Origin of the sequence: Pseudoramibacter porci (genome assembly GCF_009696145.1) — a bacterium.
Classification (GTDB): Bacteria; Bacillota; Clostridia; order Eubacteriales; family Eubacteriaceae; genus Pseudoramibacter; species Pseudoramibacter porci.
In genome coordinates this window covers 26,601-48,358 of the sequence record NZ_VUMO01000002.1, presented here as the reverse complement: position 1 = coordinate 48,358, position 21,758 = coordinate 26,601, and the positions used below count along the sequence as shown (strand labels likewise).

Annotated in this window: 39 protein-coding genes; all 39 read left to right on the top strand. The window is 48.7% G+C overall.

The features are described 5' to 3' along the window. Nucleotides 1-5: 5 nt before the first annotated feature. The 39 genes from tuf to rpsI all read left to right on the top strand — a co-directional run bounded on the left by tuf (nucleotide 6) and on the right by rpsI (nucleotide 21,693). Nucleotides 6-1,196 carry an elongation factor Tu gene (gene tuf, locus FYJ52_RS02100; protein ID WP_154575610.1) on the top strand — a complete coding sequence of 397 codons (1,191 nt, stop codon included), beginning with the start codon at nucleotides 6-8 and terminating at the stop codon, nucleotides 1,194-1,196. Between the two features lie 393 nt (nucleotides 1,197-1,589). Next, nucleotides 1,590-1,898 carry a 30S ribosomal protein S10 gene (gene rpsJ / locus FYJ52_RS02095; RefSeq protein WP_154575609.1) on the top strand — a complete coding sequence of 103 codons (309 nt, stop codon included), beginning with the start codon at nucleotides 1,590-1,592 and terminating at the stop codon, nucleotides 1,896-1,898. A gap of 62 nt (nucleotides 1,899-1,960) precedes the next feature. Beyond that, nucleotides 1,961-2,596 carry a 50S ribosomal protein L3 gene (rplC, locus tag FYJ52_RS02090; protein WP_154575608.1) on the top strand — a complete coding sequence of 212 codons (636 nt, stop codon included), beginning with the start codon at nucleotides 1,961-1,963 and terminating at the stop codon, nucleotides 2,594-2,596. A gap of 17 nt (nucleotides 2,597-2,613) precedes the next feature. Continuing rightward, nucleotides 2,614-3,234, top strand: a complete 621-nt coding sequence (rplD, locus tag FYJ52_RS02085) for a 50S ribosomal protein L4 (RefSeq protein ID WP_154575607.1) — start codon at nucleotides 2,614-2,616, stop codon at nucleotides 3,232-3,234. Then, nucleotides 3,234-3,524, top strand: a complete 291-nt coding sequence (gene rplW, locus FYJ52_RS02080) for a 50S ribosomal protein L23 (RefSeq protein ID WP_154575606.1) — start codon at nucleotides 3,234-3,236, stop codon at nucleotides 3,522-3,524. Before rplD ends, rplW begins: the two co-directional genes overlap by 1 nt. 46 nt (nucleotides 3,525-3,570) lie before the next feature. Next, on the top strand, nucleotides 3,571-4,404 hold the full coding sequence (gene rplB, locus FYJ52_RS02075; RefSeq protein WP_154575605.1) for a 50S ribosomal protein L2: 834 nt from the start codon (nucleotides 3,571-3,573) through the stop codon (nucleotides 4,402-4,404). 14 nt (nucleotides 4,405-4,418) lie between these two features. Beyond that, a complete protein-coding gene (gene rpsS / locus FYJ52_RS02070; protein WP_154575604.1) occupies nucleotides 4,419-4,697 on the top strand; it encodes a 30S ribosomal protein S19 in 279 nt (92 codons plus the stop codon). A 19-nt stretch (nucleotides 4,698-4,716) separates the two neighbouring features. Then, nucleotides 4,717-5,061 carry a 50S ribosomal protein L22 gene (rplV, locus tag FYJ52_RS02065; protein WP_154575603.1) on the top strand — a complete coding sequence of 115 codons (345 nt, stop codon included), beginning with the start codon at nucleotides 4,717-4,719 and terminating at the stop codon, nucleotides 5,059-5,061. A gap of 17 nt (nucleotides 5,062-5,078) precedes the next feature. After that, nucleotides 5,079-5,807, top strand: coding sequence for a 30S ribosomal protein S3 (gene rpsC, locus FYJ52_RS02060; RefSeq protein ID WP_154575602.1), 729 nt, complete (start codon nucleotides 5,079-5,081; stop codon nucleotides 5,805-5,807). 14 nt (nucleotides 5,808-5,821) lie between these two features. After that, nucleotides 5,822-6,256 carry a 50S ribosomal protein L16 gene (rplP, locus tag FYJ52_RS02055; RefSeq protein ID WP_154575601.1) on the top strand — a complete coding sequence of 145 codons (435 nt, stop codon included), beginning with the start codon at nucleotides 5,822-5,824 and terminating at the stop codon, nucleotides 6,254-6,256. Next, on the top strand, nucleotides 6,253-6,462 hold the full coding sequence (gene rpmC / locus FYJ52_RS02050) for a 50S ribosomal protein L29 (protein ID WP_154575600.1): 210 nt from the start codon (nucleotides 6,253-6,255) through the stop codon (nucleotides 6,460-6,462). The genes rplP and rpmC overlap by 4 nt, the downstream gene beginning before the upstream one ends. A gap of 13 nt (nucleotides 6,463-6,475) precedes the next feature. Beyond that, on the top strand, nucleotides 6,476-6,733 hold the full coding sequence (rpsQ, locus tag FYJ52_RS02045; protein ID WP_154575599.1) for a 30S ribosomal protein S17: 258 nt from the start codon (nucleotides 6,476-6,478) through the stop codon (nucleotides 6,731-6,733). Between the two features lie 20 nt (nucleotides 6,734-6,753). Then, nucleotides 6,754-7,122, top strand: coding sequence for a 50S ribosomal protein L14 (gene rplN / locus FYJ52_RS02040; RefSeq protein WP_154575598.1), 369 nt, complete (start codon nucleotides 6,754-6,756; stop codon nucleotides 7,120-7,122). Nucleotides 7,123-7,134: 12 nt separating this feature from the next. Then, nucleotides 7,135-7,458, top strand: coding sequence for a 50S ribosomal protein L24 (gene rplX, locus FYJ52_RS02035; RefSeq protein WP_154575597.1), 324 nt, complete (start codon nucleotides 7,135-7,137; stop codon nucleotides 7,456-7,458). Between the two features lie 14 nt (nucleotides 7,459-7,472). Next, nucleotides 7,473-8,012 (top strand): 50S ribosomal protein L5, encoded by a 540-nt coding sequence (rplE, locus tag FYJ52_RS02030; protein ID WP_154575596.1) that lies wholly within the window; start codon nucleotides 7,473-7,475, stop codon nucleotides 8,010-8,012. Nucleotides 8,013-8,023: 11 nt separating this feature from the next. Further along, nucleotides 8,024-8,209, top strand: coding sequence for a type Z 30S ribosomal protein S14 (locus FYJ52_RS02025; RefSeq protein WP_154575595.1), 186 nt, complete (start codon nucleotides 8,024-8,026; stop codon nucleotides 8,207-8,209). Between the two features lie 28 nt (nucleotides 8,210-8,237). Further along, nucleotides 8,238-8,636 carry a 30S ribosomal protein S8 gene (rpsH, locus tag FYJ52_RS02020; RefSeq protein ID WP_154575594.1) on the top strand — a complete coding sequence of 133 codons (399 nt, stop codon included), beginning with the start codon at nucleotides 8,238-8,240 and terminating at the stop codon, nucleotides 8,634-8,636. 20 nt (nucleotides 8,637-8,656) lie between these two features. Beyond that, complete coding sequence (rplF, locus tag FYJ52_RS02015) at nucleotides 8,657-9,190, top strand: 50S ribosomal protein L6 (RefSeq protein WP_154575593.1); 534 nt, start codon at nucleotides 8,657-8,659, stop codon at nucleotides 9,188-9,190. Nucleotides 9,191-9,244: 54 nt separating this feature from the next. After that, a complete protein-coding gene (gene rplR / locus FYJ52_RS02010; protein WP_154575592.1) occupies nucleotides 9,245-9,613 on the top strand; it encodes a 50S ribosomal protein L18 in 369 nt (122 codons plus the stop codon). Between the two features lie 16 nt (nucleotides 9,614-9,629). Continuing rightward, nucleotides 9,630-10,136: a 30S ribosomal protein S5 gene (gene rpsE / locus FYJ52_RS02005; RefSeq protein ID WP_154575591.1), complete on the top strand. Its 507-nt coding sequence runs from the start codon at nucleotides 9,630-9,632 to the stop codon at nucleotides 10,134-10,136. 10 nt (nucleotides 10,137-10,146) lie between these two features. After that, a complete protein-coding gene (rpmD, locus tag FYJ52_RS02000; protein ID WP_154575590.1) occupies nucleotides 10,147-10,329 on the top strand; it encodes a 50S ribosomal protein L30 in 183 nt (60 codons plus the stop codon). 12 nt (nucleotides 10,330-10,341) lie between these two features. After that, nucleotides 10,342-10,785: a 50S ribosomal protein L15 gene (gene rplO / locus FYJ52_RS01995; RefSeq protein ID WP_154575589.1), complete on the top strand. Its 444-nt coding sequence runs from the start codon at nucleotides 10,342-10,344 to the stop codon at nucleotides 10,783-10,785. Continuing rightward, nucleotides 10,785-12,044 carry a preprotein translocase subunit SecY gene (secY, locus tag FYJ52_RS01990; protein ID WP_154575588.1) on the top strand — a complete coding sequence of 420 codons (1,260 nt, stop codon included), beginning with the start codon at nucleotides 10,785-10,787 and terminating at the stop codon, nucleotides 12,042-12,044. The genes rplO and secY overlap by 1 nt, the downstream gene beginning before the upstream one ends. Before the next feature lie 35 nt (nucleotides 12,045-12,079). After that, nucleotides 12,080-12,721, top strand: a complete 642-nt coding sequence (locus FYJ52_RS01985; RefSeq protein WP_154575587.1) for an adenylate kinase — start codon at nucleotides 12,080-12,082, stop codon at nucleotides 12,719-12,721. Between the two features lie 52 nt (nucleotides 12,722-12,773). Beyond that, entirely contained in the window at nucleotides 12,774-13,529 is a 756-nt protein-coding gene (gene map / locus FYJ52_RS01980) for a type I methionyl aminopeptidase (protein WP_154575586.1), read from the top strand. A gap of 14 nt (nucleotides 13,530-13,543) precedes the next feature. After that, nucleotides 13,544-13,882, top strand: coding sequence for a KOW domain-containing RNA-binding protein (locus tag FYJ52_RS01975; protein WP_235901491.1), 339 nt, complete (start codon nucleotides 13,544-13,546; stop codon nucleotides 13,880-13,882). Next, on the top strand, nucleotides 13,864-14,091 hold the full coding sequence (gene infA, locus FYJ52_RS01970) for a translation initiation factor IF-1 (protein WP_154575585.1): 228 nt from the start codon (nucleotides 13,864-13,866) through the stop codon (nucleotides 14,089-14,091). Before FYJ52_RS01975 ends, infA begins: the two co-directional genes overlap by 19 nt. Before the next feature lie 22 nt (nucleotides 14,092-14,113). Beyond that, the gene (gene rpmJ / locus FYJ52_RS01965) at nucleotides 14,114-14,227 is read left to right on the top strand and encodes a 50S ribosomal protein L36 (protein ID WP_013781731.1); all 114 of its coding nucleotides are present in this window, start codon (nucleotides 14,114-14,116) and stop codon (nucleotides 14,225-14,227) included. 183 nt (nucleotides 14,228-14,410) lie between these two features. Continuing rightward, the gene (rpsM, locus tag FYJ52_RS01960) at nucleotides 14,411-14,785 is read left to right on the top strand and encodes a 30S ribosomal protein S13 (protein ID WP_154575584.1); all 375 of its coding nucleotides are present in this window, start codon (nucleotides 14,411-14,413) and stop codon (nucleotides 14,783-14,785) included. 14 nt (nucleotides 14,786-14,799) lie between these two features. After that, nucleotides 14,800-15,189: a 30S ribosomal protein S11 gene (rpsK, locus tag FYJ52_RS01955; RefSeq protein ID WP_154575583.1), complete on the top strand. Its 390-nt coding sequence runs from the start codon at nucleotides 14,800-14,802 to the stop codon at nucleotides 15,187-15,189. A 17-nt stretch (nucleotides 15,190-15,206) separates the two neighbouring features. Next, on the top strand, nucleotides 15,207-15,836 hold the full coding sequence (gene rpsD, locus FYJ52_RS01950) for a 30S ribosomal protein S4 (protein ID WP_154575582.1): 630 nt from the start codon (nucleotides 15,207-15,209) through the stop codon (nucleotides 15,834-15,836). A gap of 66 nt (nucleotides 15,837-15,902) precedes the next feature. Next, on the top strand, nucleotides 15,903-16,859 hold the full coding sequence (locus FYJ52_RS01945; protein WP_154575581.1) for a DNA-directed RNA polymerase subunit alpha: 957 nt from the start codon (nucleotides 15,903-15,905) through the stop codon (nucleotides 16,857-16,859). 4 nt (nucleotides 16,860-16,863) lie between these two features. Next, nucleotides 16,864-17,205, top strand: coding sequence for a 50S ribosomal protein L17 (rplQ, locus tag FYJ52_RS01940; protein ID WP_154575580.1), 342 nt, complete (start codon nucleotides 16,864-16,866; stop codon nucleotides 17,203-17,205). A 136-nt stretch (nucleotides 17,206-17,341) separates the two neighbouring features. Then, nucleotides 17,342-18,238 (top strand): energy-coupling factor transporter ATPase, encoded by an 897-nt coding sequence (locus FYJ52_RS01935; RefSeq protein WP_154575579.1) that lies wholly within the window; start codon nucleotides 17,342-17,344, stop codon nucleotides 18,236-18,238. Then, entirely contained in the window at nucleotides 18,223-19,089 is an 867-nt protein-coding gene (locus FYJ52_RS01930; RefSeq protein ID WP_154575578.1) for an energy-coupling factor transporter ATPase, read from the top strand. Before FYJ52_RS01935 ends, FYJ52_RS01930 begins: the two co-directional genes overlap by 16 nt. Continuing rightward, a complete protein-coding gene (locus FYJ52_RS01925) occupies nucleotides 19,082-19,906 on the top strand; it encodes an energy-coupling factor transporter transmembrane component T family protein (RefSeq protein ID WP_154575577.1) in 825 nt (274 codons plus the stop codon). Before FYJ52_RS01930 ends, FYJ52_RS01925 begins: the two co-directional genes overlap by 8 nt. 4 nt (nucleotides 19,907-19,910) lie before the next feature. Further along, nucleotides 19,911-20,666 carry a tRNA pseudouridine(38-40) synthase TruA gene (gene truA, locus FYJ52_RS01920; protein ID WP_154575576.1) on the top strand — a complete coding sequence of 252 codons (756 nt, stop codon included), beginning with the start codon at nucleotides 19,911-19,913 and terminating at the stop codon, nucleotides 20,664-20,666. A 177-nt stretch (nucleotides 20,667-20,843) separates the two neighbouring features. After that, the gene (gene rplM / locus FYJ52_RS01915; RefSeq protein ID WP_154575575.1) at nucleotides 20,844-21,281 is read left to right on the top strand and encodes a 50S ribosomal protein L13; all 438 of its coding nucleotides are present in this window, start codon (nucleotides 20,844-20,846) and stop codon (nucleotides 21,279-21,281) included. 19 nt (nucleotides 21,282-21,300) lie between these two features. Then, a complete protein-coding gene (gene rpsI / locus FYJ52_RS01910; RefSeq protein WP_154575574.1) occupies nucleotides 21,301-21,693 on the top strand; it encodes a 30S ribosomal protein S9 in 393 nt (130 codons plus the stop codon). Nucleotides 21,694-21,758: the final 65 nt, after the last annotated feature.

Sequence of the window (21,758 nt, the reverse complement as noted above, 5' to 3'; positions counted from 1 at the left end):
TTAAAATGGCAAAAGAAAAATTTGATAGATCGAAACCGCATGTAAACATCGGGACAATCGGTCACGTTGACCACGGTAAAACCACATTAACGGCAGCCATCACCAAAGTGCTGCACGCGAGATACGGCTCTGGTGAAGAAGTTGCATTCGAAAACATCGATAAAGCACCAGAAGAAAGAGAACGTGGGATCACCATCTCAACGGCACACGTTGAATACGAAACCCCGAACCGCCACTACGCACACGTTGACTGCCCGGGCCACGCCGACTACGTCAAAAACATGATCACCGGTGCTGCACAGATGGACGGCGCCATTCTGGTCGTTTCAGCAGCAGACGGTCCAATGCCGCAGACCCGTGAACACATCCTGCTCGCACGTCAGGTCGGTGTTCCGTACATCGTCGTCTTCTTGAACAAAGCCGATCAGGTCGATGACCCAGAACTGATCGAACTCGTTGAAATGGAAGTCCGCGACCTGCTCAACGAATACGACTTCCCAGGGGACGACACCCCAATCGTTGTCGGTTCCGCACTGAAAGCCCTGGAAGATCCAATGGGCCCAGATGGTGACAAGATTGTCGAACTGATGGAAGAAGTCGACAACTACATCCCAGAACCGAAGAGAGACTTAGACAAACCATTCCTGATGCCAGTCGAAGACGTCTTCTCCATCACCGGCCGCGGTACCGTTGCAACCGGCCGTGTTGAAAGAGGGGTTGTCCACATCGGCGACGAAGTCGACATCGTCGGGATCAAAGAACCGAGAAAGACCACCGTCACCGGGATCGAAATGTTCCGTAAATCACTGGACGAAGGCCGTTCAGGGGACAACATCGGTGCATTGCTCCGTGGGATCGATCGTACTCAGATCGAAAGAGGCCAGGTTCTGGCACAGCCGGGCACCATTCACCCGCACACCCACTTCACCGCACAGGTCTACGTACTGACCAAAGAAGAAGGCGGCCGCCACACACCGTTCTTTGACGGATACCGTCCGCAGTTCTACTTCAGAACCACCGACGTTACCGGCGACATCAAACTGCCGGAAGGCGTAGAAATGGTCATGCCTGGCGACCACATCGAAATGGAAGTCACCCTGATCACACCGATCGCTATTGAAGAAGGATTAAGATTCGCTATCCGCGAAGGCGGCCACACCGTTGGTTCCGGCGCTGTTGCGAAGATCATTGAATAATCTTTAAACAAAGCATCACAATAAAAAGCTCGTGTCATTTTGACACGAGCTTTTTTTGCGGTTAACCTAAAGAAAAACTTAATAAAAACTTTATTTTTTAGCCACATTTAAAAAAATGAAAAATTACAGAAAAAAATCTTGCCAACATCAGGGGAATGCATTATACTAGTCAAAGTTGGCTGTCTGCGATGAACCAAGATATTGCTGTTACTAATTCAGGTCATTCTTGGGGAGTATGTCACGATCTTTGAATCGGGCGACGATCATCACCGTCAAAAAGATGAGCAAGTCTGCTCGCTTTTTTTAAGACAGTGACTTTAAACACCCGGAGGGGTGGGTGATGATACAGCAACACCTAAACACTTTATTATTTTAAGGAGGATTGTTTCAGGTATGAGCAACCAAAAAATTAGAATTCGTTTAAAAGCTTTTGATCACGTTTTGCTTGATCAGTCAGCGAAACGCATCGTCGAAACGGCGAACCGCACAGGCGCTTCCGTTTCCGGTCCGGTGCCGCTGCCGACTGAAAAAGAAATTGTGACAATCTTGAGGGCTGTACACAAGTACAAGTATTCAAGAGAACAGTTTGAAATCAGAACACACAAGCGTCTGATTGATATCGTTAACCCAACACCGAAAACAGTTGATGCACTGATGCGCCTCAACCTTCCTTCCGGCGTCGATATCGAAATCAAATTATAAGAAGCTTTTACAGCGAACCAAGAATTATGATCGCGAAAGCGATCCAATGATCAGGAGGAAATATGAAAAAAGCGATTATCGGTAAAAAAATCGGCATGACGCAGATTTTTAAAGAAGACGGTACTGTTGTTCCAGTAACAGTCGTTGAAGCAGGTCCTTGCACGGTCGTTCAGAAAAAGACTGTGGAAACCGATGGCTACGATGCCGTTCAGCTCGCATTCGGCGACATTAAAGAAAAAAATGTCACCAAGCCAGTTAAAGGTCACTTTGACAAATACGGCGTTAAATACGCGCGCATCCTTCGCGAATTCAGATTGGATGACTGCAGCGCGTTAGAACCGGGTCAGGAACTCAAGGCTGACGTCTTTGAAGTTGGCGATCATGTTGATGTTTCAGGCCGTTCAAAAGGTAAAGGATACGCTGGCGCAATCAAACGCTGGGGACAGCAGAGAGGGCCGATGGCTCACGGTTCTAAATATCACCGTTCAGCGGGTTCTATGGGTGCTTCTGCCTACCCGTCACGCGTTCCGAAGGATAAACACATGGCCGGCCAGATGGGGAATAAAAATGTCACAACATTAAACCTTGAAGTGGTGTCTGTCGATGCAGAAAACAATCTGTTATTGATCAAAGGCGCTATCCCTGGTCCGAAGGGTTCTGTGGTTTCCGTAAAGAGCAGCGTCAAGGTTGCTAAATAACGACAGGAGGAAATCAAATGCCAAAAATCGATATTTTAGATATAAAAGGAAATGTTGTCGGCAATACCGAACTGAGCGAACGCGTATTCGGAATCGAACCGAATGAACCGGTTGTTCACCAGGTTATCGTTGTACAATTAGCCAATAAACGCCAGGGTACAAAGGGCAGCAAGACCCGTTCGGAAGTCCGCGGAGGCGGCAGAAAACCATGGCGCCAGAAGGGAACAGGCCGCGCACGCGCTGGTTCCAGCCGCTCACCATTGTGGATTGGCGGGGGCGTAATTTTTGCGCCGAAGAGCCGCGACTACAGCAAAAAGGTTAACAAGAAAGTTAAGAACTTGGCCATGCGTTCTGTCTTCTCGGCAAAGACTGCAGACCAGGAACTCAGAGTGGTTGATGCTTTCGATTTCGCTGCACCGAAGACCAAGGATATGGTCGCTGCGCTGGATGCACTCAATGCAAAAAACGCACTGATTGTCACTCCAGAAAAAGATGCAACCGTATATCTGTCAGCCCGCAACATCAACAAAGTTCAGGCCACGACGGTTTCTGAACTTAATGTTTACGACATGCTCAAATACGATGTGCTTGTCCTCACAAAAGACGCGCTCGCTAAAATTGAGGAGGTATATGCATAATGAAAGATCCCCGCGATATTATCATCAGCCCGATCATCTCTGAAAAGAGCATGGATCAAACCGAAGAAAAGAAATATTCATTCAAAGTTGCGAAGGACGCCAATAAGATTGAAATCCGCAACGCAGTTGAAGAAATTTTCGATGTCAAAGTCCAGAAGGTGTTCACTATGAACATGAAGGGCAAAAGAGTCCGCCGTGGCTACACCGTCGGCAAGAAACCGGACTGGAAAAAAGCCATCGTCAAACTGACAGATGACAGCAAGACCATCGAATTCTTTGAAGGGGTCTAATCCCTTTACCCGATAAGCAAAAGATATTAAAGGAGATTTGCGAATAATGGGAATTAAAAAATATAAACCGACTTCACCAGGTCGACGCAACATGAGCGTCAACACCTACGATGAAGTGACCAAACATGAACCAGAAAAATCCTTACTGACAAAGGTCAAGAAAAACGGCGGCCGCAACGTATACGGTAGAATCACCGTTCGTCACAAGGGCGGCGGTGCAAAACGCAAATACCGTATCATCGACTTCAAACGCGATAAATACGGTGTACCGGGCAAGGTTGTCGGGATCGAATACGATCCGAACCGCACAGCGAACATCGCACTGATTCAGTACGTAGACGGCGAAAAACGCTATATCCTCGCACCCCTCCGCTTACAGCCGGGGATGACGGTTATCTCTTCAGAAGATGCGGATATCAAAGTTGGCAACTGCCTGCCACTGGCCAATATTCCTGTTGGTACTTACGTACACAATATCGAATTTAAGCCGGGCAAAGGCGGCCAGATGGCGCGTTCCGCTGGCTCCAGCGCTCAGCTGATGGCGAAAGAAAACAACTACGCGACACTGAGACTTCCCTCAGGGGAAATGAGAATGGTCCGTCTGGAATGCCACGCAACCATCGGCGTTGTTGGCAACCTCGATCATCAGAATGTCCGAATCGGTAAAGCAGGCCGTAAACGTCATATGGGGATCCGCCCGACGGTCCGCGGTTCTGTTATGAACCCGAACGACCACCCGCATGGTGGTGGGGAAGGCCGCGCACCAGTCGGTCGTCCAGGACCTGTTACCCCATGGGGTAAACCGGCATTGGGTTACAAGACCCGCAAGAAGAGAAAACAATCTGATAAGCTGATTGTCAGACGCCGCAATGCCAAGTAACGAGGAGGAATAGAATGAGTCGATCATTAAAGAAAGGGCCTTTCGTCGAAGAAAGACTTTTAAAAAGAATTGAAGAAATGAACGAAAAGGGCGAAAAGAAAGTCGTCAAGACTTGGTCCCGTTCATCCACTATTTTCCCTCAGTTTGTTGGGCACACCATTGCAGTTCACGACGGCCGTAAACACGTGCCGGTTTATTGCACAGAAGACATGGTTGGCCACAAATTGGGTGAATTTGCACCGACCCGTACATTCAGAGGTCATGCCGGCGCGAAGAAGACCGCCGCTAAATAAGCCTTAAAGGAGGAAATTTATGGAAGCTAAAGCAACCGCAAAAAACGTCCGTGTTTCATCCAGAAAGGCAAAACTTGTCGCTGACGCAATCAGAGGCAAAAGCGTTGGAGAAGCACTTTCGATCTTACAGTTAGCGCCGAATAAAGCCGCTAGAATTATCGAAAAGGTTGTCCTTTCTGCATACGCAAACGCGGAAAACAATCACAACATGAATACAGACACCCTGTATATCGCTCAGATTTCGGCAAATCAGGGCCCAACTTTGAAACGTTGGAAGGCTGGTCCGAAGGGCCGTGCATTCCCGATCAAGAAGAGAACGTCCATCATCACTGCCGTATTAAAAGAAGCAGATTCTAATGAATAATTAGGGGGTAAATCAATTTGGGTCAAAAAGTTAACGCATTTGGTTTTCGCGTAGGCGTCATCAAAGACTGGAATGCCAAATGGTATGCGAACGATAGAGATTTCGCTGACAATCTGATTGAAGATAATAAACTTCGCAGCTATATCAAGAAAAGCCAGTTCCAGGCTGGTGTTTCCAACATTGTCATCGAAAGATTTGGAAATAAAGTTAGAATTCACATTTACACCGCAAAACCGGGTATGATCATCGGCCGCGGCGGCGCAGGAATTGAAGCCCTCCGTCTCGAACTTGAAAAGATGATCAAAAAGACGGTTTACATCAATATCGTTGAAGTTAAGAACATCGATATGGATGCGCAGCTCGTCGCTGAAAACATTGCCGGACAGCTTGAAAGAAGAATTTCCTTCAGACGTGCAATGAAACAATGCATTCAGAGAACCATGCGCGCCGGCGCAAAGGGAATCAAAACCTTGGTTTCCGGCCGACTCAACGGCGCAGAAATGGCTAGAAAAGAAGGCTATGCACAGGGCAACGTGCCGCTGCAAACCCTTCGCGCTGACATTTCCTACGGATTTGCTGAAGCAGATACCACGTACGGCAAGATCGGCGTCAAAGTCTGGATCAATAAGGGCGAAATTCTGACCGGCCGTGAAGATATTCTGGCCGATGCGCAGAAAGCAGACGACAAGCGCGGGGGAAGAAAGAACAACAGCCGCCGCAAGGCAGCACCGCGCAATGATGCGTAAAGGAGGATGTTGAGATGTTAATGCCTAAGCGTGTAAAACGCAGAAAACAACATAGAGGCCGCATGAAGGGCAAAGCCATGCGCGGCAATACCGTGACTTACGGCGATTTTGGCATCCAGGCTCTTGAACCGGCATGGATTACTTCAAATCAAATTGAAGCAGCTCGTGTCGCCATGACCAGATACACACGCCGTGGTGGTAAAGTTTGGATTAAAATTTTCCCGGACAAACCGGTTACAGCTCAGCCAGCTGAAACACGTATGGGTAAAGGGAAAGGTTCACCGGAATACTGGGTAGCTGTTGTCAAACCTGGCCGCGTAATGTTCGAAATCGGCGGCATTCCGGAAGTTCAGGCAAGAGAAGCTCTGCGCTTGGCGCAGCACAAACTGCCGATTAAAACAAAGGTCATCAAGAAGGTTGACCAGGAAGCAGCAGGTGAAAACGCATGAGCAAGCAGATGAAAGAATTAAGAAGTCTTAACGATACAGAATTGAATGCGAAATTGGCAGATCTCAAAGAAGAACTGTTTAATTTGCGTTTTCAAAGTGTAACGGGTCAGCTCGAAAATCCGATGCGGATTCGGGAAGTCAAGAAGACTTACGCCCGTATTCAAACCATTTTAACTGAACGTAAAATGGGGATTAACCAGGCATAAGAAGGAAGGATAGCTGATGGAACGTAATGAAAGAAAAACGCGAATCGGTAAAGTTGTCAGCGACAAAATGGACAAGACAGTCGTCGTCGCCATTGAAACTTTTAAAAAGCATCCGCTCTACAAGAAACGCGTAAAAGATACAGTTAAATTTAAAGCTCACGACGAAAACAACGAATGCCATGTCGGCGATACCGTCAAATGCATGGAAACCAGAAAGCTTAGTAAAGACAAGAACTGGCGTGTCGTTGAAATTGTCGAAAAGGCATTATAATTACTACGGAGGTATCAGAGATGATTCAACAAGAAACAAGATTGAAAGTCGCTGATAACACTGGTGCAAAGGAATTGCTCTGCATCCGTGTACTCGGTGGTTCTGGCAGACGTTATGCCAATATCGGAGATGTCATTGTCGCTTCAGTTAAAAGTGCGAGCCCAGGCGGCGACGTCAAAAAAGGTGACGTTGTCAAGGCTGTGGTTGTTCGTTCAAAACGCGGTGTCCGCCGTAACGACGGTTCTTACATTAAATTCGATCAGAACGCTGCTGTTCTGATCAACGACGATAAGAACCCGCGTGGAACCCGTATTTTCGGGCCTGTTGCCAGAGAATTACGCGATAAGAAATACATGAGAATCGTGTCTTTGGCTCCTGAAGTAATTTAAGGAGGTTTCCAGATGACAAGAAAATTACATGTAAAAACAGGAGATAACGTTCAAGTTATTTCCGGTAAAGATCTCGGCAAAACAGGCAAAGTCATTGCAGTTGATTTCGAAAACGCCCGCGTTAAAGTCGAAGGGGTCAACATTCAGACCAAACACAAGAAACCGAATCAGGCAATGCAGCAGGGCAGCATTGTCAAACAGGAAGGCTTTATCGACGCCTCCAACGTACTGCTTTACTGCGAAAAATGCGGCAGAGGCGTGCGCACTGGAATCAAAGTCAACGAAGATGGCTCCAAAGTCTGTGTATGTAAAAAATGCGGCACGGAACTTGATTAATAGGGGAGTTAACAATGACAAGACTGAAAGATAAATATGTGAATGAAGCCGTTCCAGCACTGAAGGAAAAATTCGGCTACAAAAATCCGATGCAGGTTCCAAAACTGGTTAAAGTCGTGATCAACATGGGTCTCGGCGATTGCAAAGATAATTCCAAGCTGCTCGAAGCAGCGGTCAATGATATGAGCATCATCAGCGGACAGCATCCAATTGTGACCAAGGCTAAAAAATCCGTTGCAAACTTTAAAGTTCGTGAAGGCCAGAGCGTCGGCGCAAAGGTTACCCTGCGTGCAGACAGAATGTACGAATTCTGTGATAAGCTCTTCAACATCGCGCTTCCGCGTGTCCGCGACTTCCACGGTCTGAATAATCATTCATTCGATGGCCGCGGCAACTACGCTTTCGGGATTCGCGAACAGCTCATCTTCCCGGAAATCGAATACGATAAAGTTGAAGCCGTCCGCGGGATGGACATCATGTTCGTCACAACAGCGCAGACTGACGAAGAAGCACACGAATTGTTGGCACAGCTTGGCTTGCCTTTTGAAAGATAGGAGAATCATTCATGGCAAAAACATCAATGAAGATGAAACAGCAGCGCAAGCAGAAGTATTCGACAAGAGAATACAATCGCTGCCGTATTTGCGGTAGACCGCACGGTTATTTGAGAAAATACGGGATTTGCAGAATCTGCTTCAGAGAATTAGCCTACAAGGGAGAAATTCCAGGCGTTCGCAAAGCCAGCTGGTAATACGGATTTAGAACAAGGAGGAACAAGCATGTCAATGACTGATCCAATCGCAGATATGCTCACGAGAATCAGAAATGCCAATACCGCAGGCCATGCGTCTGTCGAAATCCCGGCATCGAAAGAAAAAAAGGCTATTCTTAAAATTCTCCTCGATGAAGGCTATATCGAAAAATACGAAACAATTGATAATGGCAATCAGGGGAATATCAAAGTCACATTGAAATACGGCGAAGACAAGAGCCGTGTTATTGCAGGACTGAAGCGCATTTCCAAACCGGGTCTGCGCATTTACGTCGGAAAAGAAGATGTGCCGAAGGTATTAAATGGCTTGGGTGTTGCCATCATGTCGACATCCAAAGGCGTGATCACGGATAAAGAAGCCAGAAAAGCAGGCGTCGGCGGAGAAGTTGTCTGCTACGTCTGGTAAGCGTATCTGAGGAGGAAATTATGTCAAGAATCGGGAATGCACCGGTTGTAATTCCAGACGGTGTCGAAGTTAAATTCGACGGTCACGTCATCACCGTTAAAGGACCGAAGGGCACCTTAACCCGCGAATTACATCCAGACATCACAGCGAAACAGGAAGATAACGAAATCATTGTCACCAGACCATCTGACGACAAATTCCATAGATCGATCCACGGCACAACGAGAGCGCTGATCCACAACATGGTCGTCGGCGTTAGCCAGGGATTTGAAAAGAAAATGGAAATCAGCGGGGTTGGTTGGAGAGCACAGAAACAGGGCAACAAACTGGTCATGAACCTGGGCTACTCCCATCCTGTTGAAATGGAAGATCCGGAAGGAATCGAAACCAAAACCGACGGTCCGAACACCGTCATCGTATCCGGGATCGACAAGGAAGCAGTCGGCGCCTACGCTGCGCTGGTCCGCTCCAAGAGACCGCCTGAACCTTACAAGGGGCATGGTATCAAGTACGCTGATGAACACATCAGACGTAAGGTCGGGAAGACCGGCTAATTGATCGGTTGATCGATTGAGACTATCTCCACAGGGTAAGAGAAAGGATCACAAATGATTAAGAAAAAAGATAAAAATAAGGTACGCCAGAACAGACACCTGCGTGTACGCCGCAAAATCTCCGGAACAGCAGAACGTCCGCGCCTCTGCGTATTCAGAAGCAACAAGCACATTTACGCTCAGGTTATTGACGATGTTGAAGGCAAAACACTGGTTGCCGCTTCAACCGTTGAAGCTGACATCAAAAATGCCGTAGAACATGGCGGAGACAAAAACGCTGCTAAAGCAGTTGGCGAAGCTGTCGCGAAAAAAGCACTCGATGCTGGTATCACGAACGTCGTCTTTGACAGAGGGGGCTACATTTACACTGGCCGTGTCAAGGAATTGGCTGAAGCTGCCCGCGAAGCTGGCTTGAAATTCTAAAGAAGAGGGTCTGTTAATGAAAAGAAATATTATTGACGCATCTGGTATCGAACTTCAGGACAGAGTCGTTGAAATCAACCGTGTCAGCAAAACCGTCAAAGGCGGGCGCAACATGCGCTTCAGCTGCCTCGTTGTTGTCGGCGACGGCAATGGCCTGGTCGGGATCGGCACCGGTAAAGCAGTTGAAATTCCTGACGCAATCCGTAAGGGGATTGACGCGGCGAAGAAGAATTTGATCAAGGTGCCATTGGTTGGCACGACGATTCCGCATCAGGTGCTCGGTCAGAAGGGTGCAGGCAGCGTCCTGCTCAAACCTGCTGCAGCCGGTACCGGTGTTATCGCCGGCGGTCCTGTCCGTGCCGTGTGCGAATTGGCTGGGATCAAAGATATCCGTACCAAATGCCTTGGTACACACAATCCGCACAACGTTGTCATCGCAACCATGGAAGGTCTGTCTAGACTGACGACTGTCGAACAGGTTGCGGCAAAACGCGGCAAGAAACCAGAAGAAATTCTCGGCTAGGAGGACTATCATGGCGAAATTAAACATTACGTTGAAAAAAAGCATGATCGGCCGCAACCAGAGACAGCGCGCAACTGTTAAGGCTCTGGGTCTGCGCAAGATCGGTCAGACGGTGACCCATGATGATACACCTCAGATTCGCGGCATGATTCACAAAATTGATTTCATGCTCGATGTAGAAGAAGAAGCGTAGGAGGGTCTCTGAATGAAGTTAAATACATTAAGACCTGCAGAAGGTTCTACAAGAAACACGAAGAGAAAAGGTCGCGGGACTGCAACAGGCCAGGGTAAAACTGGCGGCAGAGGCCAGGACGGTCAGAAATCCCGTTCAGGCGGCAGCGTTCGCCTGGGTTTTGAAGGGGGCCAGATGCCTTTGGCAAGACGTCTTCCAAAACGCGGCTTTTCCAATTACAAGTTTAAGAAACAGTACGCCATCGTCAACGTCGGCGAACTGAACGCATTTGAAGCCAACACAGTCGTGACACCGGAACTGTTGCTCGAATACGGCTTCGTTAGAAAATTATTATCAGGTGTCAAGGTTTTAGGCGAAGGCGAACTCACCAAACCTTTAACCGTAAAAGTGAATAAAGTCAGCAAAACAGCAGAAGAAAAAATCAAGGCCTCCGGAGGGAAGGTCGAGGTGATTTAATGCTTGCGACCCTGAAAAAAGCATGGAGCGTACCGGAGCTGCGTCGTAAAATTATTATGACGCTGCTCCTACTTTTAGTATATCGGTTAGGCTCATTCATCCCTGTTCCGTACATTGACAGCCAGCAGCTCAGCTCGCTGGTCAGCGGCAACAACTTTTTTGGACTTTTCAATATCATTTCCGGTGGGAACTTTGAAAACTTCACCATTTTTGCAATGGGGATTACGCCGTACATCAATGCGGAAATCATCATGAATTTGCTGGTGTTTGCCATTCCGGCCCTCGAAAGCCTTCAGAAAGAAGGCGAAGAAGGACGTAAAAAAATCGCTCAGTATACACGTTATTTAACAATCGTCCTTGCTGTTATTCAGGCCCTCGGCATGACACTTTCATACAGACAGCTGTTAGTTGAAAGAACATTCTTCACAATCTTTACGGTTATTTTAATTGTCACAGCCGGTACAGTTCTTTTGATGTACATTGGTGATAAAATTACAGAAATCGGCATTGGCAACGGGATCTCCCTGATCATCTTCATCAGTATTGTTTCCCGCATTCCAAGCGCCATTCAAAACATCTACCAGTACATGCAGGTAGGAACGATGAATATCGTCACCTTGATTCTGCTCATCATCTTCATTGTGGTGGCGACGGTTGCGGTTGTTGCAGTTACAGAAGGACAGCGTAAGATTCCGATTCAGTACGCAAAACGCGTCGTTGGCAGAAAGATGTACGGCGGCCAGAATACGCACATTCCGCTGCGGGTTAATATGGCTGGCGTGATTCCAATCATCTTTGCTTCTTCACTGACACTTTTGCCGGCGACTTTGGGACAATTTTTCCCGAATTCAGGATTCACACAGTGGCTTGCAAAATACTTTGCTTGGGGTACGCCGTTGACGACGATTCTTTATGTCGTTCTGACGGTGGCGTTCACGTATTTCTACACAGCAGTCACCTTTAATCCATACGATATTGCCGACAATATTAAAAAACAAGGTGGTTACGTTCCAGGCATCCGTCCGGGCAAACCGACAGTAGAATACTTTACGAAGGTAATGAACCGCCTGACCTTGTTCGGTGGGATTTTCCTTGCGATCATCGCGGTTATTCCGATTATCGTCGGCCACTTTATCACGGGTGTCAACATGCAGTTCGGCGGAACCAGTCTTTTGATTGTCGTCGGCGTTGCACTGGAAACAGTGAAACAGCTTGAATCCCAGCTGACGATGCGCAATTATCAGGGATTTTTGAAATAAGAGATTCTTTAATTTTAAATGGGGAGTGAAATCAAATGAGAATCGTGTTATTGGGCCCTCCGGGCGCAGGCAAAGGAACGCAGGCGAAGAAAATCGCCGATCAATACAGCATCGTTCATATTTCCACGGGCGACTTGTTTAGAGATAATATCAAAAATCAGACGCCTTTGGGACAGAAAGCCAAAGCTTATATGGACGCGGGGAACCTGGTGCCGGACGAATTGGTCATTGCGTTGGTTGAAGACCGCATTTCCAAGGACGACTGCCAGAAGGGTTACTTGCTCGACGGATTTCCGAGAACGGTAGCGCAGGCTTCCGCTTTGTCTGATTTCACAGAACAGGCCGGCAAGCCCCTTGATTTTGCCCTCTCAATTGAAGTGCCTGAAGAAAAATTGATTGACAGGATCGTCGGCAGACGGGTCTGCCCCAACTGCGGCGCATCCTATCACGTCACCTTTAATCCGCCGAAAAAAGACGGCATTTGTGACCGCTGCGGCAGTGCACTGACACAGCGCAAAGACGATACGGAAGCGACCGTCAAGAATCGTCTCGACGTCTACAACAAGGAAACGGCGTCGCTGATCGATTATTACCGCTGCAAAGACATCCTTGTCACCGTGAACGGCGATCAGGATGTGAATGTGGTCACGGATGAGATCTTCAAGGCTCTTAAATAATGGATTGATTCTTTGAAAACGGAATCAGATCGACAGGAAAGTGTGAGACACAATGATAACGATAAAAAATGACAAGGAAATTGAAAAGATGAAAGCAGCCGGCCGACTGGTCGGCGAATGCCACAATCTGCTCAGAGATATGATTAAGCCCGGCATCACAACGATGGAACTGAACGACGTCGCGGAAAAATATTTCAGAGATCACGGCGCATATCCCACATTTCTGGGGTACGGCGGATTCCCGTATTCAATTTGTGCGTCGGTTAACGAAGAAGTCGTCCATGGCTTTCCGTCAGACCGAGTACTGGAAGAAGGAGACATCATCTCTATCGACCTCGGCGCGACGCTTGACGGTTATGTCGGCGATGCGGCGCGGACCTGGGGCGTCGGGACAATTTCTGATGAAGCGCAGAAGCTCATCGATGTGACCCGGGAATCCTTTTTCACAGGCATTAAACAGGCACACGTTGGCAATCGCCTCTCCGACATCGGCCACGCCGTACAGGAAGTGGCGGAAGCTGCCGGCTTCTCTGTTGTGCGCGATTATGTCGGGCATGGAATCGGCCGTGAAATGCACGAAGATCCGCCGATTCCAAATTACGGCAAGCCGGGACACGGTCCGAGACTTCTCAAAAACATGACCTTGGCTGTGGAACCGATGGTGAACGTCGGCACATACGATGTTCACACGCTGGACAACGACTGGACGGTTGTAACCAATGACGGCAAGCTCGCCGCCCACTACGAAAACACCATCTGGATCACAGGAGAAGGCGCACCGGAAATTCTGACATTGGTCGAAGATTAATTACAATTAATTTTATGAGTAAACAAATTGAGATCGGACAAATTGTCCGGTCAAAAGCGGGAAGAGATAAAGGCAGATTCATGATCGTCGTTGGGATACTCGATGGCGATCATGTTGCGTTGTGCGACGGCGATTTGCGCAAGATTGCATCGCCGAAAAAGAAAAAAATAAAACATCTTGCAAAAACGAATAAAGTCCTGTATCATATAAAAGATAGGCTGTTATCAGGTCAAAAAGTGCAAAATGCTGAAATCAGAAAGGCACTTTCAGCTTATCAGCAGGATGGCCAGCATCATTCTAAATGGGACGACACAGAAACGAAGGAGGATACACTTTGTCGAAAAAGAATGTGATCGAATTGAAAGGCAGAGTTGTTGAAGCGCTGCCGAATACGGTGTTCAAAGTTGAACTGGAAAACGGACATATGGTCACAGCACATATTTCTGGGAAACTGCGTATGAATTACATCCGCATTTTGCCGGGGGATGAAGTTACTCTGGAACTTTCTCCGTACGATTTAGACCGTGGCCGCATTGTGTGGCGCGGTAAAGGCCGGTCATAATCAAACAAATAAGGAGAATATCATGAAAGTCAGACCATCTGTAAAACCGATGTGCGAAAAATGCAAAGTTATCAAACGTCATGGCAAAGTCATGGTGATTTGCGAAAACCCGAAGCACAAACAAAGACAAGGCTAATCGAAGCCAAACCATTTTTTTGATCATCAATGTGGAAGCGGCTGTCAACACATTTTTGATAAATGAGGTTCGGATCCATCACCGTATTACCTGAAAATGGAATCAGATCCGACGGACATGGGCTGTTATTGTCACTTCGCAGCTCAGATCATATTTACACATGATTTAGGAGGTAAACTACTTATGGCAAGAATTGCCGGAGTTGACTTACCGCGCGACAAGCGTGTAGAAGTCGGCTTGACTTACATCTATGGCATTGGAAGAGCAACTTCAAAGCAGATTCTTCAGGAAGTCAACATTGACCCAAACACAAGAGTCAAGGATTTAACCGAAGCTGAAGTTGGTGCTCTCCGTAACATTCTCGATGAAAAATACACCGTTGAAGGTGACCTTCGCCGAGAAGTGAACTTGAACATCAAACGACTGATCGAAATCGGATCATACCGCGGTATGAGACATCGTCGCGGCCTGCCGGTTCGCGGACAGCGTTCTAAAACCAACGCAAGAACCCGCAAAGGACCGAAGAAGACTGTTGGCCGTTCTAAGAAAGACGCATAATAGGAGGTTGAAAATTGGCTAAGGCTGTTAGATCTAAAAAGAGAAAGATCAAAAAGAATGTTGAACGCGGTCAAGTACACATTCAATCTTCTTTTAACAATACAATCGTAACAATCACAGACAACGCAGGCAACGCGCTTTCATGGGCTTCCGCTGGGGAAATGGGTTTCAGAGGTTCTAAGAAGAGCACCCCGTTTGCCGCACAGATGGCCAGCGAACAAGCCGCAAAATTAGCGATGGAACACGGCCTGAGAAGCGTTGAAGTTAATGTTAAAGGACCTGGCTCCGGACGTGAAGCGGCGATCAGAGCCCTTCAGGCAGCTGGTCTTGAAATTACCGTAATTCGCGACGTCACGCCGATTCCGCACAACGGCTGCCGCCCGCCGAAACGCAGAAGAGTCTGATTGGAGGTATATAGAGTATGGCGAGATATACAGAAGCTTCATGCCGTCAATGCAGACGCGAAGGCATGAAATTATATTTAAAAGGCGAAAGATGCTATTCAAAAGACAAATGTGCTTTTGACAAGCGCCCGACACCGCCAGGTGCCGCTGGTAAACGCCGCGCGAAGCTTTCCGAATACGGCATGCAGCTTCGTGAAAAACAGAAAGTTAAAAGAATTTACGGTGTTCTGGAAAAACAGTTCAGACACTATTTTGATGTTGCTGAAAAACAGCAGGGAATTACAGGGGACAACTTGTTATTCTTACTCGAAGAAAGACTGGACAATGTCGTTTATCGTCTGGGACTGGCAACCTCCCGCAAGGAAGCAAGACAGCTGGTTCTCCACGGACACTTCACTGTTAACGGCAAGCGCGTCAATGTGCCTTCCTACGAAATTAAGGTTGGCGACGAAATCGCAGTTGCAGACGGCAGCAAAAAGTCTACAAAATTCAAGGACATCATCGAAGCAACAGAAAACAGAGCAATTGTTCAATGGTTGACGGTCGATTTCGACAAACTGGCAGGTAAAGTTGTCGGCAAACCGACCCGTGAAGATATCGATATTGAAATTGCAGAACATCTCATCGTCGAATTGTATTCCAAGTAATCAAGGGCCGTATTGGAACCCTCGTGTTTTGGAGTCTTGTTTATATTTTAGGAGGGTATCGATTATATGATCGAATTCGAAAAGCCAATCATTAAGAATGTTGATAGATCCGAAGATAATACTTACGGCAAATACACAGTCGAACCTCTTGAACGTGGATACGGCACCACGCTCGGCAACAGCCTGAGACGAATCATGCTTTCCTCGCTCCCCGGCGTTGCCATTACTTCTGTCAAGATTAATGATGTTCGTCACGAATTTTCGACGATTGAAGGCATTAGAGAAGATGTTATTGAAATTCTGCTGAATCTCAAAGGTCTGTGTGCGAAGATGTACACCGACGAGCCGCAGATCATCCGTATTGAAGCGCAGGGTGAAGGCGAAATTACCGCTGCCGATATCATCTGCGGACCGGAAGTGGAAATCATCAATCCGGATATGCACATCTGTACAATGGCCAACGACGCTGTCCTCAACATGGAAATGAAGCTGGAAAAGGGCCGGGGCTACAGACCGTCTGAAAAGAATAAGTACGACGGAATGCCTATTGGCACACTGCCGATGGATTCAATTTTCTCACCGATCAGAAAGGTTATTTTCCGGGTTGAAGATACCCGTGTCGGTCAGGTCACAGACTTCGATAAATTGACGCTCGAAATTTGGACAGACGGGACGATGACGCCGGAAGAAGCATTGTCGCTTTCTGCAAAGGTCATGAACGACCATCTGAAGCTCTTCATCGATTTAACCGAAGAAGCTGAACATGTCGAAACCATGGTCGAACGTGAAGAAAACGAAAAAGAACGGATTAAAGAAATGTCCATTGAAGAATTGGAACTTTCCGTCCGTTCGAGCAACTGCCTGAGACGGGCAAATATCGATACAGTTGAAAAATTGACTCAGAAAACGGAAGAAGACATGATGAAGGTCCGCAACCTCGGACGCAAGTCTTTGAATGAAATCAAACGCAAACTTGCTGAAATGGGCCTGTCGCTGAGTCAGGAAGATAAAACGAAGGAGTAATAGAATGGCTGGTTACAGAAAACTGGGAAGAACATCCGCCCAAAGAAAAGCCATGCTCAGAAATTTAACCACTGCACTTCTGGAACAGGGTCGTATCCAGACGACACTGCACCGCGCAAAAGAAGTCAGAAGAATGGCTGAAAAAATGGTAACATTGGGAAAACGCGGCGATTTACACGCAAGAAGACAGGCGCTGGCTTACATCACAAGCGAAGATGTAGTCACACAGCTTTTTGAAGAAATCGCACCGAAATACGCAGACCGCAACGGCGGCTACACACGGATCTACAAGATGGGACCGCGCCGCGGCGATGCAGCGGAAGTGGCCATCATCGAATTGGTCTAAGCCACCTGCGTATGCTTAAAGATAAAGACTGAAGTCTTCGGACTTTGGTCTTTTTTTATTTTGCAAGCGGGCTGTTTTGTATTATAATGGCATGCGGAAATAATCGTCAGATTGACGAAATACAAAGGATAAGGATATGAATGAGCAAACAGCTTTTGTAACACACGGTCAGAACGGCCAGGACGCAGAGCGCCAGCCGATTATCCGGGTTGAAAATCTCAGCTACGCCTATCCGGTGGAAGACAGTGACCAGCCAAAGCAGGCACTGAGCGATGTCAATTTAACGGTGGCGCGCGGCGAGTTTGTCGGCATCATCGGGCATAACGGCTCGGGTAAGTCGACGCTGTCGAAAATCCTGAACGGGATTCTTTCGCCGGATTCGGGAGATGCCTGGATCGAAGGAATGAACACGAAGGATCCGGAAAAGATCTGGAAGATTAGAAAGACTGCCGGGATGGTCTTTCAAAATCCGGACAACCAATTGGTCTCCTCGGTGGTGGAAACCGACGTGGCTTTCGGTATGGAAAACCTCGGCGTGCCTTCAGAACAAATTAAAGAAAAAGTGACAGAGGTGCTCGATTTGGTGGGCATGTCGGATTACCGCAAAGCCCGCCCGCACCAGCTTTCAGGCGGCCAGAAGCAGCGGATTGCCATTGCCGGGATTCTCGCGATGCAGCCGGACTGTATTATTTTTGACGAACCGACGGCCATGCTCGACCCCAACGGTCGGGCCGAGGTGATGAAGACCATCACCAATTTGAATCGTAAACACGGCATGACGGTGCTGCACATCACGCACTATATGACGGAGCTTGTCGGCGCGGACCGCATTATCGTCATGGACGGCGGCCGCATTGTCGCGACGGGAACGCCGCGGGAAATTTTTTCACAAGTCGCCATGCTGAAAGACATTGGCCTCGATGTGCCGCAGATGACGGAGCTGGCCTATCTTTTAAATCAGGACGGATACGATATTCCAAGGGATGTGCTTAAAATTACGGAAATGGTGGAGGCGCTATGTCACTTAAAATAGAACACTTGGATCACATTTACGCGCAGAACTCGCCCTTTGAGTTCAAGGCCCTCGATGATGTCAACGTCGAGCTGGAGAATGGGCATTTCATCGCGCTGATCGGCCACACCGGCTCCGGCAAGTCCACACTGATTCAGCATTTGAACGGTCTGATCGCGCCGACATCCGGCACAGTTTATTTAAACGGCGTCGATATTTTTGGTCAGTCTAAGGCCGATCTGGTTAAGACCCGGTTTTCGGTGGGGTTGGTTTTCCAGTATCCGGAACATCAGCTTTTCGAAGAGACGGTCGCCAAGGATGTGGCTTTCGGCCCGAAGAATCTTAAACTTTCTGAAGAAGAGATTCAGGAACGGGTCAAATGGGCCATCGAAATGGTCGGTCTGGACTTTGAAAAGATGAAAGACGTGTCGCCCTTTGAGCTTTCAGGCGGCCAGATGCGGCGTGTCGCCATTGCTGGTGTGCTGGCGATGCGGCCGGAGGTTTTGATTCTCGACGAACCGACAGCAGGCCTTGACCCCCACGGCCGGGATATGATCCTCGGACAGATTGAGAAGCTGCACAAGGCGACGGGCAACACGGTTATTTTGGTTTCCCACAGCATGGAAGACGTCGGCCGCTATGCCGACCGCATTCTCGTCATGTACAAGGGGAAGGCAGTGTATTACGACACGCCGACGGTGGTGTTCCGCCATGTCGACGAGCTTGAAAAAATGGGCCTCGCCGTGCCGGAAGTCAAATATCTGATGCGGGCGCTTAAAAAGCAGAATCCAGAGGTCAACGACGATATCTTCACGGTCGAAGCCGCTAAAGCGGAGATCGAACGGGTGTTTGGAGGTGAACGCCATGTTTAAAGACATTACCCTCGGCCAATATTACCCGACGGGTTCGGTGATCCACCAGCTGGACCCGCGGACGAAGATCAATTTTACCTTGGCGTACATCATTCTACTCTTCGTCGTCAACAATCCCGTCGGTTATTTGATCGCGATCGGGATGCTGGCACTGGTGATCGTCCTTTCGAAAATTCCCTTCGTTTACATCGCGAGAGGGCTCAAGCCGCTGATCTTTATCATTGTGCTGACTTTCATCCTCAATATGTTCATGACGCCGGGGCAGGTGCTCTGGCATTGGAAAGTCCTGCACATTACGCGGGAAGGGCTGAAGCTTTCGATCTTTATGGCGCTGCGCCTGACGCTGCTGGTGGCGGGGACGTCGATTATGACGCTGGCCACCTCGCCGATGGATTTGACCGACGGGATGGAAGCTGGGATGTCGGTGATTCCGGGTCTCAAACGCGTGGCACACGATTTGGCGATGATGATGTCTATCGCGCTGCGCTTCATTCCGACTTTGATGGAAGAAACGGACAAAATCATGAAGGCTCAGAAAGCCCGCGGTGCCGATTTCGAAACCGGCAATCTCATCGATCGGGCCAAGGCGTTGATTCCGATCCTCGTGCCGCTGTTCGTCTCCGCCTTCAGACGGGCGGACGAGCTGGCAACTGCCATGGAAGCCCGGTGCTACCGCGGCGGAAACGGCCGGACCCGGATGTACGTGCTGACCTACACCAAGAGAGATGCGGTGGCCTATCTCGTGCTCGCGGCCATGGCGGCGGCGATGATCGGTTCCCGGTTCATCCAATACCCGTGGCCCTTCCCCTTCGGATAAGCCGATGAAAAACATTGGATTAGTCGTGGCCTACCGGGGAGACGCCTTCGCCGGCTGGCAGATTCAGAAAAACGCCCGGACCGTGGAAGGCGAATTAAAACGGGCGGCCGCCGAGGTGACCGGCGAGCCGGTGACGATCTACGGCGCCGGACGCACCGATGCCGGCGTCCACGCAAGAGGGCAGCGCGCTAATTTCAAAACTGCGTCGTCCATTCCGGCGGAACGTTTTGCCTACGCCCTCAACGCCCATTTGCCGGAGGCCTGCCGGGTCATGTCGAGCTTCGAGGTGCCCCTGGATTTTCACAGCCGGTACGACGCAAAGGGCAAATGCTACACCTACCGCATTTATCGTGGACCCATCGCCGATCCGCTGACGGCGGATTTCAGCTGGCAGGTGTCTTATTTCCTCGATGTGGACCGCATGCGAGCGGCCGCGGGAGACGCCGTCGGCACCCACGACTTTAAGAGTTTCCAGGCGGCGGGCTCCTCAGCCAAGACTTCGGTCAGACGGGTGGACCGCATTGCGATTACAGAAGACGGGCCGATGCTGATCGTTCAATACATCGGCAACGGCTTTCTCTACAACATGGTCCGGATTTTAACCGGCACCCTCGTCGCCATCGGATCGGGGAAGCTGGCGCCGGACGCGATGGCCGGCATCATCGCCGCGAAAGACCGGAATGCGGCGGGAGTGACGGCGCCGGCCAAGGGGCTGGAGCTGACCCGCGTTTACTACGAAAATAATTTCATAAAAATGTGAAAAAGAATTGACAGAAAAAAGCGGCCTATAATATAATGTGTTTCAGGCTTTCATGTACCTCTGCCCCTAGGTACAAAATGATATAACGGCTGAGCCAACCAATCAGCCGGTCATTTCGCTTTCGATAATTTCCCACTTTTATCGAAAAAAACAACTTACAATCAAGGAGGATATGAGATGAAAGCATACGCCACAAAAATGGCTAAATCTCAGGATATAGATCGCAAATGGTATGTGGTCGACGCGACAGACAAAGTGCTAGGCCGTCTGGCTGCAGAAGTCGCAAATGTGTTAAGAGGTAAGAACAAACCGTGCTTCACCCCTCATGCAGATTGCGGTGATTTTGTCATTATTGTCAACGCTGATAAAATCAGATTAACGGGCAATAAACTCGATCAGAAGCTCTACAAGACCTATTCCGGTCACCCGGGCGGACTGAAGGAAATCGCTTACCGTCAGTTCTTGGCAGAAAAACCGGCTCAGCTCGTTTACAAAGCAGTCCGCGGTATGGTGCCACACAACAAGCTCGGCGATCAGGTGATGAAGAAACTTCGCGTTTACGCAGGTCCGGATCATCCGCATGCAGCACAGCAGCCTGAAGAAATGGCGCTGTAATCTGAGAGAGGTATAAAACATGGCAAAAGTACAATATTTTGGAACAGGCAGAAGAAAAGTTTCCGTCGCACGTGTACGTTTGTTACCTGGCGATGGCAAGTTTACAATCAACGGTCGCGACATTGACGATTATTTCGGACTTGAAACCCTGAAAATGATCGCACGTCAGCCGTTGGCATTAACCAACACAACCGACAGCTTTGACGTTGTTGTCAACGTTTATGGCGGCGGTTTCAATGGTCAGGCCGGCGCGATCCGCCACGGCATTGCCCGTGCGCTGGTCGAAGCAGACGTCAACCTGCGCCCCGAACTGAAGAAGGCTGGTTTCTTAACCCGTGACGACAGAATGGTCGAACGTAAGAAATACGGTCTCAAAAAAGCGCGCCGCGCACCGCAGTTCTCAAAACGTTAATTTTTTATCGGGCTTTGCCGCTTGTCGGCAAAGTCTTTTTTTAACCCTATTTTTATTTTTACATA

Coding starts and splice junctions, on each gene's coding strand:
- rpsH (WP_154575594.1), top strand. CDS start 8,238: ATGTCAATGACTGATCCAATCGCAGATATGCTCACGAGAATCAGAAAT.
- rpsJ (WP_154575609.1), top strand. CDS start 1,590: ATGAGCAACCAAAAAATTAGAATTCGTTTAAAAGCTTTTGATCACGTT.
- rplN (WP_154575598.1), top strand. CDS start 6,754: ATGATTCAACAAGAAACAAGATTGAAAGTCGCTGATAACACTGGTGCA.
- FYJ52_RS01985 (WP_154575587.1), top strand. CDS start 12,080: ATGAGAATCGTGTTATTGGGCCCTCCGGGCGCAGGCAAAGGAACGCAG.
- FYJ52_RS01925 (WP_154575577.1), top strand. CDS start 19,082: ATGTTTAAAGACATTACCCTCGGCCAATATTACCCGACGGGTTCGGTG.
- rpsE (WP_154575591.1), top strand. CDS start 9,630: ATGAAAAGAAATATTATTGACGCATCTGGTATCGAACTTCAGGACAGA.
- rplW (WP_154575606.1), top strand. CDS start 3,234: ATGAAAGATCCCCGCGATATTATCATCAGCCCGATCATCTCTGAAAAG.
- rplE (WP_154575596.1), top strand. CDS start 7,473: ATGACAAGACTGAAAGATAAATATGTGAATGAAGCCGTTCCAGCACTG.
- rplP (WP_154575601.1), top strand. CDS start 5,822: ATGTTAATGCCTAAGCGTGTAAAACGCAGAAAACAACATAGAGGCCGC.
- rplQ (WP_154575580.1), top strand. CDS start 16,864: ATGGCTGGTTACAGAAAACTGGGAAGAACATCCGCCCAAAGAAAAGCC.
- rpmC (WP_154575600.1), top strand. CDS start 6,253: ATGAGCAAGCAGATGAAAGAATTAAGAAGTCTTAACGATACAGAATTG.
- FYJ52_RS01945 (WP_154575581.1), top strand. CDS start 15,903: ATGATCGAATTCGAAAAGCCAATCATTAAGAATGTTGATAGATCCGAA.
- rplX (WP_154575597.1), top strand. CDS start 7,135: ATGACAAGAAAATTACATGTAAAAACAGGAGATAACGTTCAAGTTATT.
- rplD (WP_154575607.1), top strand. CDS start 2,614: ATGCCAAAAATCGATATTTTAGATATAAAAGGAAATGTTGTCGGCAAT.
- rpsS (WP_154575604.1), top strand. CDS start 4,419: ATGAGTCGATCATTAAAGAAAGGGCCTTTCGTCGAAGAAAGACTTTTA.
- FYJ52_RS01935 (WP_154575579.1), top strand. CDS start 17,342: ATGAATGAGCAAACAGCTTTTGTAACACACGGTCAGAACGGCCAGGAC.
- secY (WP_154575588.1), top strand. CDS start 10,785: ATGCTTGCGACCCTGAAAAAAGCATGGAGCGTACCGGAGCTGCGTCGT.
- tuf (WP_154575610.1), top strand. CDS start 6: ATGGCAAAAGAAAAATTTGATAGATCGAAACCGCATGTAAACATCGGG.
- rplO (WP_154575589.1), top strand. CDS start 10,342: ATGAAGTTAAATACATTAAGACCTGCAGAAGGTTCTACAAGAAACACG.
- rpmD (WP_154575590.1), top strand. CDS start 10,147: ATGGCGAAATTAAACATTACGTTGAAAAAAAGCATGATCGGCCGCAAC.
- rplV (WP_154575603.1), top strand. CDS start 4,717: ATGGAAGCTAAAGCAACCGCAAAAAACGTCCGTGTTTCATCCAGAAAG.
- map (WP_154575586.1), top strand. CDS start 12,774: ATGATAACGATAAAAAATGACAAGGAAATTGAAAAGATGAAAGCAGCC.
- FYJ52_RS02025 (WP_154575595.1), top strand. CDS start 8,024: ATGGCAAAAACATCAATGAAGATGAAACAGCAGCGCAAGCAGAAGTAT.
- rplC (WP_154575608.1), top strand. CDS start 1,961: ATGAAAAAAGCGATTATCGGTAAAAAAATCGGCATGACGCAGATTTTT.
- FYJ52_RS01930 (WP_154575578.1), top strand. CDS start 18,223: ATGTCACTTAAAATAGAACACTTGGATCACATTTACGCGCAGAACTCG.
- truA (WP_154575576.1), top strand. CDS start 19,911: ATGAAAAACATTGGATTAGTCGTGGCCTACCGGGGAGACGCCTTCGCC.
- rpsI (WP_154575574.1), top strand. CDS start 21,301: ATGGCAAAAGTACAATATTTTGGAACAGGCAGAAGAAAAGTTTCCGTC.
- rplF (WP_154575593.1), top strand. CDS start 8,657: ATGTCAAGAATCGGGAATGCACCGGTTGTAATTCCAGACGGTGTCGAA.
- rplR (WP_154575592.1), top strand. CDS start 9,245: ATGATTAAGAAAAAAGATAAAAATAAGGTACGCCAGAACAGACACCTG.
- rplB (WP_154575605.1), top strand. CDS start 3,571: ATGGGAATTAAAAAATATAAACCGACTTCACCAGGTCGACGCAACATG.
- FYJ52_RS01975 (WP_235901491.1), top strand. CDS start 13,544: ATGAGTAAACAAATTGAGATCGGACAAATTGTCCGGTCAAAAGCGGGA.
- rpmJ (WP_013781731.1), top strand. CDS start 14,114: ATGAAAGTCAGACCATCTGTAAAACCGATGTGCGAAAAATGCAAAGTT.
- rpsD (WP_154575582.1), top strand. CDS start 15,207: ATGGCGAGATATACAGAAGCTTCATGCCGTCAATGCAGACGCGAAGGC.
- rplM (WP_154575575.1), top strand. CDS start 20,844: ATGAAAGCATACGCCACAAAAATGGCTAAATCTCAGGATATAGATCGC.
- rpsM (WP_154575584.1), top strand. CDS start 14,411: ATGGCAAGAATTGCCGGAGTTGACTTACCGCGCGACAAGCGTGTAGAA.